This window comes from Halomonas cibimaris (genome assembly GCF_039537045.1).
In the GTDB taxonomy this organism is placed as follows: Bacteria; Pseudomonadota; Gammaproteobacteria; order Pseudomonadales; family Halomonadaceae; genus Vreelandella; species Vreelandella cibimaris.
The window spans coordinates 1-10,933 of the sequence record NZ_BAAAZT010000055.1 but is presented as its reverse complement, the minus strand read 5'-3'; the positions used below and the strand labels follow the sequence as shown (position 1 = coordinate 10,933).

General features: G+C 58.8%; 5 protein-coding genes and 1 pseudogene. 1 reads left to right on the top strand and 5 read right to left on the bottom strand.

What is annotated here, in order from left to right:
* Positions 1-262 precede the first annotated feature (262 nt).
* Positions 263-1,815 (top strand): annotated as a pseudogene (locus ABD654_RS06005) (IS3 family transposase).
* 227 nt (positions 1,816-2,042) lie between these two features.
* Here ABD654_RS06005 and ABD654_RS06000 read toward each other — a convergent pair.
* From ABD654_RS06000 to betT, 5 genes are all read right to left on the bottom strand, one after another.
* Positions 2,043-4,460, bottom strand: coding sequence for a tetratricopeptide repeat protein (locus ABD654_RS06000; RefSeq protein ID WP_344703262.1), 2,418 nt, complete (start codon positions 4,458-4,460; stop codon positions 2,043-2,045).
* A gap of 102 nt (positions 4,461-4,562) precedes the next feature.
* Positions 4,563-4,994 (bottom strand): hypothetical protein, encoded by a 432-nt coding sequence (locus ABD654_RS05995; RefSeq protein WP_344703260.1) that lies wholly within the window; start codon positions 4,992-4,994, stop codon positions 4,563-4,565.
* 136 nt (positions 4,995-5,130) lie between these two features.
* Positions 5,131-6,213 (bottom strand): FliC/FljB family flagellin, encoded by a 1,083-nt coding sequence (locus ABD654_RS05990; protein ID WP_344703258.1) that lies wholly within the window; start codon positions 6,211-6,213, stop codon positions 5,131-5,133.
* 369 nt (positions 6,214-6,582) lie between these two features.
* The gene (locus tag ABD654_RS05985; RefSeq protein WP_344703256.1) at positions 6,583-8,508 is read right to left on the bottom strand and encodes a helicase C-terminal domain-containing protein; all 1,926 of its coding nucleotides are present in this window, start codon (positions 8,506-8,508) and stop codon (positions 6,583-6,585) included.
* 140 nt (positions 8,509-8,648) lie between these two features.
* Positions 8,649-10,709 (bottom strand): choline BCCT transporter BetT, encoded by a 2,061-nt coding sequence (gene betT, locus ABD654_RS05980; protein ID WP_017429341.1) that lies wholly within the window; start codon positions 10,707-10,709, stop codon positions 8,649-8,651.
* Between the last annotated feature and the right edge of the window lie 224 nt (positions 10,710-10,933).

Sequence of the window (10,933 nt, the reverse complement as noted above, 5' to 3'; positions counted from 1 at the left end):
TGATGGTCATGTTGCCTGCTGGGTGGGGGAGTCGAATGACGGTACTATGCCTGAAGGAACAGCGGGTTGGCGAGTCTCACCCGACGCCACCTGAATAGTTACAAATTAAATATATCGCAAATGGTTTCTAGCCTTAATTTTGCTGCTATTGATTGAATCCAAGATTCATAACAATCGCAGGCACAGGGACCCCCACTGTCAAGCTAGATGGAGCCTCAGCGGCTGTTAGACTCTGAACGATGTGGGGCGTGACGAGGTTCCGATGAAGTACTCCGACGAGCGCCGGGAAGCCATCCTCAAGAAGCTGCTCCCGCCGCACAACCGCACGGTGGCGGAAGTGGCCCAGGAAGAAGGCATCTCCTCAGCGACGCTGTACAACTGGCGCAAGAAGGCTCGGCAAGCGGGCCGTTTGCTACCAGACCAGAGCGATGATCCCGAGGGCTGGAGCTCGCAAGACAAGTTCCACGCCGTTCTGGAGACGGCTGCCCTCAGCGAGGCCGAGCGTGCTGAGTACTGCCGGAAGCGCGGCCTCTATCCTGAGCAGATTCAGCGCTGGCGGGCGAGCTGCGAAGGCGCCAACGACCGGAGTGATGCCGCCTCCAAGCAGCAGAATGAAGCCCGCAAGGCGGACCGCCAGGAGAACAAGGAGCTCAAGCGTGAACTCCGCCGCAAGGAGGCCGCACTCGCGGAAACCGCTGCGCTGCTGGCGTTGAGAAAAAAAGCCCGAGCGATCTGGGGGGACGAGGACGAATGATCAGCACTTCAGATCGCCAGGACGCCGTACAGCTGATCGATGAGGCGCGTGCCGAGGGAGCCCGCCTGCAAACCGCGTGCGCAGAGCTCGGCATCGGTACCAACACCTATCGCCGTTGGGGTCGGGGCGATCAGGATCACCGGCCTCAGGCCGTGCGGCCTGTCCCGAGCCATGCCCTGTCACCTGAAGAGCGTCAGCAGGTGCTGGAGATTTGCCATCGTCCCGAGTTCGCCAGCCTGCCGCCCGGGCAGATCGTGCCGCGGCTGCTGGACGAGAAAGGGCTCTACGTGGCGTCAGAGTCCAGCTACTACCGCATCCTCCGGGAGCATGGCGAGCAGCACCAGCGTGGCCGCGCTCGTACCCCATGCCCCAAGGGGGATCCTCAGCGACACCGCGTGACACGTCCCAATGCCTGTTGGAGCTGGGATGTGACGTACTTACCGACCCAGGTGCGGGGACAGTTCTACTATCTCTACATGATCGTCGACATCTACAGCCGCAAGATCGTCGATGCCGAGGTCTTCGACCAGGAGTGCATGGCCAACAGCAGCGAGGTTATCCAGCGCGCCGTGTTGCGCGAAGGCTGCATCAACACACCGTTGGTGTTGCACGCTGATAATGGCTCCGCTATGAAAGGGTCGACGCTTCAAGCGACACTGCAGCGACTGAACATCACCCCGTCGTACAGCCGTCCCCGAGTCTCCAATGACAACGCCTTCTCGGAGTCGCTGTTCAGGACCTGCAAGTACCGGCCCGACTACCCGGCGGACGGCTACGAGAGCCTGTCAGCGGCGCAGCAGTGGGTGACCGGCTTCTTGCACTGGTACAACCACGAGCACCGCCACAGCGCCATCCGCTTCGTCACCCCGGCGGAGCGGCATGCCGGCCAGGATGACGAGGTCCTGGCAAGGCGGGAGGCCATCTATGCCGAGGCGAAACGGCAACATCCGGGTCGGTGGAGCGGCGCCACCCGCAACTGGACGCCACGCCGGACGGCCTGGCTGAATCCCGATCAAAAAGATCCGATCTTCATGCAGGATCAGCAGTTAGAAGCCGCGTGATCCCGTGTTCCAACAAGCTTGACAGGCATCGGGGACAAATTTTTCGCTGCGCTACAAATTTACCCGTGCTGCGGGCGTTAAACGGATAAGGGTCGTGTCGAAGAATCTGCGGCCAAGCTCTCTGGGGCCAAACTGAACACCCATGCCTTATCCTTTTGCTTTCTGAAATATTCTTCACTCGATAAGGGCTTGGCGGCTGGCAGCCAAGCCCCGTGGCGATAGCAGTGCTATTGCGTGCTGTTAGCCTGGCCTTTCACATACCCCCGCGCCTTGAGGTAGTCCTCGGCCAGCGTTGTGTCGCAGTCGGCCAGCAGGCGGTAGGGCAGGTCGTGAATGCCGTAGACCGTATCCAGCAGGAACGCCAGGCGCTGGCGGGCGTTGTCGTCCAGCTTGGCCATGCGCTCGGCGTTGGGGATAAACAGCGCTTCGGCGCGGGTTAGCTGGGTGGCCTGTGTGCGGGCGAGCCCGTCGCGTTCGGGTAGGTGGCTTTGGTGGCTGGGCTCGTGCAGGCGATAAAAAGCAAAGCCGTGGCGGCTGGCCCAGTGGCTGACGGCGTCCAGCCCGTGCTGGCCTACGTAGGTGGGGGTAAACGCCACGCCTACCTGCAGTAGCAAGGTATCCTGAAGCGCGCGTGCGCCGTTTTCCAGCACGGCCAGCGCGTCGGCGCGTTCGTCCAGAATCAGCCAGTCCAGCCGTGCCAGGCCGTCGATGTCGTCCAGCCGCAGCGTGTTCACCGGCAGGCGCGTTAGCACCTGGGCACCGCTGCGCTGGCTCTCTGACTGGCGCTCGGCGGGCAGCGGTTCAAGGGTGGCGGTCAGGGCTTCATCCAGCGTGGTGTAAAGCGTGGCTGGCTGGCCGTTGCCCAGCAGCGCGTGGGGTATATGCTGGAACTCCTCCACGCTCGCGACGTTGCCTGCTACCACGCGGCTGGCCGGATCAAACGCCACCACGGCAAAGGCATTGGACGCCATGCGTTCATGGAAGTTGGCCTGACGCGGCAGGTGGGCGGCGTTATCCACGGCGATCAGCCGGTCGGTAAACTGCCAGTCGAACGTCGGTTCTTCGGGGGCGGCGCTTTCCTCTTCTTCTGGCTGGCCGGGGTGCAGCTCAAAGTCCCACTGCTTCACTCCGGCTCGCTGGGCAAGCATATCGTGTACGGCATAAGTGACACGATAATACATAGAGTAAGTGAGTGACTCTGGAGGGTACCGATCCAGCCAATTACGCATTGCTGGGTTACTTTCAAAAATTACCAGCTTTTCAGCATCCCCTGGCTCCGTAACAACAGAGAAGTCAACGCCCAAGTAATCTATGTCAACTTGACGGAGCGCAATCTCTAATGTATCCCACATTCCCGCAGGAAGAACTTTACTAGGTTCTTCTAGATACTCTTTTTCCCATTCATCTATTAACCAGGGAAAGCGCTTTGCTGTTGGGTCATGAGTTACCTTGTGAACATTCCACTCGCCATGCCCAAAGAAAGCATGGATAGGGTAAAGCTTACCGTTCACCATAAAAGCGCGGTATTTGGGATATAGCGTCGCCCCCGGCGCGCGGGGGTGGTCGATCCCGCTGTCGTGGTAGCGAATGCAGTAGAGCGTTTCCGGCCCCTTGGCCAACAATTCATCAATATCGGCAAAGTCGTGGGTGTCCACGTCTTCAACCTTGTGCATGAATTTACCGCCCTGGTAGCCGGCGACGCGCACAATCAGTGGTAGTTCAAGCTCGTGCTTTTCAAGCGCCTCGCGCACGGCGCCGCAGCAGCTGCCGGTGACGTTTTCCAGCTTGACCGCGCGGGGCAGAATAATCGCCTCGTGGTCTTTAAAACGGGCGTAGTTACCTTCCCGCGAGGCGTTAAGCACGGCCTCTGGTTGGTTAATAACCGGTTTATTCAGCTTGTGGCAAAGCTGCATGGCCAGCCCCAGCGCGTGCTCGCAGCGTTCGGCGTCGGTAATGCCGTTGTAAATCACGTCAAATGCCGGCAGCTTGCGGATAATTTCTGGGTGGTTAGCCAGCTCATCCACGTAAAGGGTAATACGCTGAATGTGCCGTTCGTCCAGAAGCCCTGGCAGGTTGTTGTGGCCTTCGCCCATCAGCTTAGTGAAATCTCGCCGGTTGACACTCCAATCTGTGGAGTACGCCGTTTGCAGCACCAGCACGCGTATCTTCGTGTTTTCCGTGGCGCTACCGGAAATATAAAAGGGTTTTTCACGCACTGCCTGACGACGCAGCTTTTCCGCCTCGTTACGCTGGCCGGTGATAAAACAGAGCGCGGCCATCATGCGCTTAATCTCAACGTTTTTCGGAGCTAGCTGGTGGCAGCGACGCAGCGCGCCCAGGCAGGCGCGGTCGTGGCCCAGCCGCGCGTGCTGCTTGGCCAGCTGGTGGAACAGCTTGAAATCGTTGGGGCGCAGGTAAGAGGCCTCCAGTAGCGCATTTAATGCCCGCTGGGGGTGCTCCAGGTTGGCGTGGGCGTAGCCGCGCAGGCACTGGGCCTCGGCGCTAGCGGGGTGCTCGGCCTCCAGTGCCTCCAGCCGCTCAAGGGCGGCCTCCCAATCGGCTTTTTCACTTGAGTTGACCAGCTGGCTGATGGCCTCAAGCTCGGCTTTTACGTCAACGGCGGGAGTGGTGCTGGATTCGGTCATGGAAGTTCCTGGGTTGAAAACTACCGGGTAGTGACAATGGATTAGGCAGTCTAATGGTAACAAGGATAATTGCAGAAAAAATACTGCAGCTACTCTGCGGTATTATTCGCTATTCATGTCTGCTTTATTTTCGCTTCTTCTATTATGAACCCTTCTTGTAGACAAAGATGACAAACCATAACCTGCTGCCCCAGTTATTATAGGCAGGCCTGCTTCTGCGCTTATCAAGCCAACAACAATCAAAAGAAAAATTGACAAAGCAATAAAAATAGATAAGCAAAATCCTAAAAAATTCCTGTATACCTCCTTTGAGTTTTCTTCATTTTCTTTATAGGCCTCAACAACGCTAGGGCAACAATTAAGTATCTTGCACAACTTTTCAACGTCGCGACTAGCCTTTTCTCTATCACCCACTCTAAGACTGAAAAGGATTTGAGAAAAAAGGCCACGCTCACTTCTAATAACTAGTGAGTAAGCAAAAAGGCATAAAATAAAAGCTATTAAAAAAGCAACAGCTGATACGAACAACAGCATTGAAAAAACCTTTTATTTAAATGGATACTTGATAACATCAGTTTTTATATTCAGTTGCAAAAAAACGGGCCCCATCGGGGCCCGTCAAAATCCAGTCTCAAAACCGCCCCGCAGGGCGGTTATTAAGAGCTTCAGCTTAGCCCAGCAGAGACAGTACGTTCTGCGGCAGCTGGTTGGCCTGGGCCAGAACCGAGGTGCCTGCCTGCTGGAGGATCTGGTTCTTGGTCATGTCGGCCACTTCAGCGGCATAGTCGGCGTCTTCGATACGCGACTGAGCGGCAGAGAGGTTAGTCTCATTGGTGCTCAGATTTTCGATGGCAGACTCAAAACGGTTCTGAATCGCACCCAAGTCTGAGCGGAAGCCATCGATAGTTTTCAGTGAATTATCGATATTTTCTAAGGGAGAGAGACCCGCTTCAATGAGTTTGTCACTGTCAGTTACTGCATCACCAGCCTTCGCCGTTACAACACCATCAGCTGTTGCTGTTGATGCTTCGAAAAACTTACCGTCTTCTGTTTTGATATAGTTAACAGCTTGTGTGTTGCCATCGCCATCAAGTTCTACTTCACCATCGCTATCTAATTTAAAGCCTTCGATAACGGTAGCGTTCTCAAGTGCAGCATCACTACTATCTACAATTTCAAGGGAAGTCCCGCTGGAGTCTAAGTCCTCTGCTTTTAGGGCAGCAAACTTGGTAACATCTAGGTTGCCAAGGCCAAGCTGATCGGAGTCGGTTTTTTCCAAGCCAACACTGATGGTTTCATTATCGTTTGCGCCTACTTGGATAGAAACGCTTGTATCACTTGAGAGCACTTTAACGCCGTTAAAGTTGGTCTCATCAGAAACGCGGTCAATTTCAGCAGTACGCTGATTGATTTCATCTTGGATGGACTGAAGGTCATCCTTGGAGTTGGTGCCGTTCTGCGCCTGAACGGTCAGCTCACGGATACGCTGTACGTTATCGTTGATCTGATCGAGCGCGCCTTCGGCGGTTTGGGCGATGGAGATACCGTCGTTGGCGTTACGCTGAGCCTGACTCAGACCGGTGGTCTGCGCTTGCATACGGTTGGCGATGGCCTGACCGGCCGCGTCATCCTTGGCGCTGTTGATGCGCAGGCCGGAGGACAGACGCTCCATGCTGGTGGTCAAATTTGACTGGGAGCTCTGCAGGTTCTGCTGGCCAATCATGGAAGTGATGTTTGTGTTGATCACGGACATGGTGATTCTCCTTTCGGGTTCTTCTGACCTTCGAGGCCAGTTTTTCGGCCACGTTGTGCGCCGGTATTAAGGTTAACGGCAGGTGCAGGAAAAGCTTTAGGATTTTGGGTAAAAAAGTTTGTAACGGTTTGTGTGATACTGGGTAGCGATAGTGAGAAACCCCGAGATGGCTTCGCCGTGCTCGCCATGACTCACCCTGCGGAAGGTATATCGGCAGAGGCAGACAGACCTTGAGGCCTGCTTCGCCCGGCGCTTATCAATACGTTCCGGGCCTTGTACGGACTGGGCGTGCAAGGAGACCGCCGCGCTTGCGCTCGCGGTGACGCGGCAGTAGATGCTGTGGCCGTTCCGGCAGGCCTCGCGGCAGCGCTACAGCAGTGCGGCGAGGCGGCTTTGGGCGGTGTCTTGCTCTGCGCTGCCGCCGGGCTCTTCGGCGTTTTGGTAGGCGTACATAAACCGCGCGGGGATGGCGCCCAGCAGTACGCGACTGGCGTATACGCCCTTGACGGGCGGGTAGCCCGAAGGGCGGGGAATGCGCGGTTCCAGCAGGGTGACCTGTACGTCATCATCCGGGTGGCGGATGGCGCGGCCCAGCCCCTGGCGCAGCTTGTGCAGGGTGCGCACCGTGCTTTGGCGCTGAAGCATGCCGTGGGCAATGCGCGTGGCATCTTCCGCCGGTACGTCGCGGCGGTAGAGCAGGTCTTCGATCAGGTGCTGCTCGACTCGACTGCGCAGCGGCCGCGGGTTGCGCACGATCACCAGATGCTGCCAGTAGGCCTGGTGGCCTTCCCGCGCAGGGGAGAGCCCCTCCCAGCCGGCGGGGGTTACTAAAATCGCGTCGTTTTTTAGCCCGGCGACCAATTCGCCCAGCGCGGTGCCTTGGCGGTGGGCCACCAGCCGATGAACGTGGGCTTGGGGCCAGGCGGCTTCCAGCGCGGCGACGTCGGCGTAGCTGGCGCATAGCACCAGGGTGCGGCCGGGGCGGTCGACTATATAGGGCAGCGCCTGACGGCAAAAATCATCGGCCAGGCGGTAACAGCCCTCGGCCTCATGAGCCAGCGGGTGTGGCAGCCCACGGGGCAGGCGGAAACGCAGGGTACCAAAGCGGCGTGCTTGGAAGCTGCACTGTAGTCCGCTGCGCTTATGGGTTACCGGCAGCTGCAGGCGGCTGCGCATATAACGGAAGTTGGGTGTCTCGCCCGGCGCGTGGTCCAGGTCCGACAGGGTGGCGGAGGTAAGAAACGTCACGCGCTCGCCGGCCCCGGCCTTCAAGCTAGAAGCGGCACCGGGCGCGCGGGCCACCACGCCGGGTAGCCCGCGTACCGGCGAGTAGTCCAGCACCAGATAACGGCTGGCTTCGCGCAGGCGACGGGCGATTTGCTCGGCACTGTGGCGCAGGTGCTGCCATTCGCGCCATAGCGCTGGGTCGTGGCTGCTTTCACGCGGGCGGCGTTTGAGCAGCACTTCTACTGCCTGCTGCAGCCCCTCGCGCTGGCCTTGCCCCATGCTGCCGGCACTGCCCGCGTGTTCGGTGCTGGCCATGTTGTCTACCAGCGTTTGCCACTGCTCGGCCACGCCGCGCTGCTTGAGGCGCTTGAGGACAGAAGCCGCCGACTGCAGCGAAATACGGTGGCTCAGCAGCTCTTCGGCCATTTCGGAGTAGTGTTCGGCTTCGTCCAACAGCAGTACGTGAGGCGCCTGCATCTGGGTGATTTGGCGCTGGGTCACCAGATCCAGCGCCAGCAGCGCGTGGTTGATGACCACGATATCGCATTGCTGGGCGTGCTCCTGCTGAGCGGCCAGCGCCTCCGGCAGCGGGTTCTGGGGGCGCAGGGCGATATCCGCCGGCTGCACACCTTCGGGCAGCAGTGCTGCGTCCAGATCCATCAGGCAGCCGTCGCTTTCAAGCGCCCACTTCGCCAGGCGGCGCTGGGCCTGTGGCAGGCGCACGTTGTCTACCGCATCGCTTAGCTGGGTAACGCCCAGCTCCAGTGCCAGCCGCTCGGGCGATAGGTAGTTCTCCCGGCCCATGCGCAGGGCAAAGCTTAACGGCGGCAGCCCCGCATGGCGCAGATATCCCTGCACCACGGCGAGGTTATCCGCTGCCAGCAGCTGGCGTTGCAGGGCTCGGGAGTAGGTGGAAATCAGCCCGCGCCTGGCCGCGTGCTTACCGCCCTGCTTTTTGCCGTTGGCTACCCAGTCGGCCAGCACCAGCTGGTAGGCCAGCGATTTGCCAATACCGGTGTCGCCTTCAACAAAATGCAGCTTGCCGAACTCGCTCAAGCCGTTGAGCAACGCGTACTTCCCGAGACACAACCCTCAGGAACAGCACCTGCCGGTGCTACGCGCCATTCCTGGCGCACAATAAAAACAGGGAGGCCTACTGGCCTCCCTGTACCGGGCACCCCGGGTACGTTCACTTGCACGCGTTTGCGTCAGTTTACCTCTTGGTCAGTGAGCGCAAATTCCTGCATCTGCAGAAACTCCAGGTGGCGTTCGTATTGATCCAGCACGTTATCCAGCAGTTGCTCTCTGGTGTAGCCCATGATGTCGTAGCCTTGCGCATCGGCGACGTCGAGGTAGACCTCCATGCGCACGAATTTGTCTGCCACCTGGGTCGGACGCCCGCCAAAATGCGGTATCGGTGCTTCCTTGCGAAACACCTGGTAGCGGAAGGGGTGCTCGGATGAGGGGTCAATCTCAAGTTCGATGCAGCTGTCACCTTCCTCGTCGACGTACTTGTCACACTTCGCGGTGATGCCACGCTCGCTGAATTCATCGACGATTTCACCGAAGGTGGGCAACAGGACCTTCTCTTCGAATTCCCGTGCCCGTCCCGCGTTGGAGAAGGTGAGCATCCGCCCCAGGCGTTGCTGCCAGCGCATCTCTCCACCACGAGCGGTGCGCCCTGACAACGTACGGGGCATGGCCTGCTTGCCACTGTCCAGGCGCCGGGCTTCTACCCGTAACGACCGGTACAGGCTGACCATTACCAGAATCATCACGAAGGAGAACGGTAGTCCCATGATGACCGTGGCGCTTTGCAAGGCGCCGATCCCGCCCACGATGAGCATGGCGATGGTAAGCGCACCAGTGGTGATCGCCCAGAAGATCCGCAGCGCGGCCCGTCCATCGTGTTGGGGCGTCGGTAGGCGCGAGGATAGGTTCGCCATGACCAGCGCGGCGGAGTCGGCGCTGGTGACGTAGAACAGCAGCGCGGTCAGCGTCGCCAGCCCGGCGATGAACATGAACGCCGGGTAGTGCGAGAGCAGTTCGTAAAAGCCGCTCTCGGGGTTGAGAACGGTCTGGACACCGAATTCGGCGTCCCCGCTGCGGATAATATCCAGCGCCGAGTTGCCATAAATGGAGATCCACATGAGGATGTACGCAAACGGGATTGTCAGCGTGCCGATGACGAACTGGCGAATCGTGCGCCCGCGAGAGATTCGGGCAAGGAACATGCCAACGAAAGACGCCCACGCGACCCACCAGGCCCAGAAGAACAGGGTCCAGTCGCTCATCCAGCTGCCGGTCTCCTCGAAGGCAAAGGTCTGCAGGACCATGTCGGGGAACATGTTGACGAAATCCCCGATGTTCAGCACTAGGCCATCCAACAGGTATTGGGTTTTCCCCGTGATGAGGATCCACAGGCTCAGACCGATGGCGGAGAACACGTTCAGCAGCGACAGGAACTTGATACCTTTATCGACCCCTGATACCGCCGAGAGAATGGCCACGCCCACGCCCATGATGACAATCGCCACCTGGGTAGCGGTGCTCACCGGCACTCCCAGTACGGTGGCGAGCCCCACGTTGACCATCACCACGCCGATCCCCAGCGAGGTGGCCACGCCGAAGATCGTGCCCAGAAGTGCGGCAAAGTCCACGGTGTCGCCCAAGGGGCCGTGAATGCGCTTACCGAAGACCGGGGCCAGCGCGGAGCGCACGGCGAGGGGAAGCTTCATTCGATAGGCGAAGTACGCCAGGGCCATCCCCATCAGCGCATACATACCCCATCCGGAGAGGCCGTAGTGGAACAATGTCCATACGGTTGCTTGCCGGGCAGCGTCAACGGTTTCTGCTGCACCCGAAGGCGGATGCAGGTACTGGGTGACGGGTTCGGCGACGGCAAAGAACATCAGGTCGGTACCGATGCCGGCGGCAAACAACATGGACGCCCAAGCGAGGGTTGAGAACTCGGGCCTGGAGTTTTCCGGCCCAAGTTTGGTGTTGCCAAAACGCGAAAAGGCGAGATAGATCACAAAGGTGAGCACCCCGCCGGCAAGCAGGACGTAGAACCACCCAAACCAGCCCGAGGCCCACCCCACCACAGCACCCAGCGTTTGCTGAGCGGACTCGGGAGTGATAAGCGCCCACAGGGTGATCGCTATTGACCCGATAGCGGCCCAGATGAACACGGGCCAGTTGACCGGGGGAAGAATCGCCTTGTCTGAATGCTCCGAAGGTCGTTCGGGATCTGCGGTCTCGATGCTCATACCGCACCCCCGGCAATCGCGTAGTCACGGCGTTTCATTTTTTAACTCCTTGATGATTCCCTCAGTGTCCTGATTTCATGGAATAATTGCTACACTTGGGCCAACACAGTAGAGGCAGAAGGATCAGCACCGGTACCCTCCCTGCTTTAAGTGCTTATTCAAAATTAATCGCGTATTCAGTGCCATAACCACCAAGTAGGCGGTGTACCTCATCACAGAGGCGA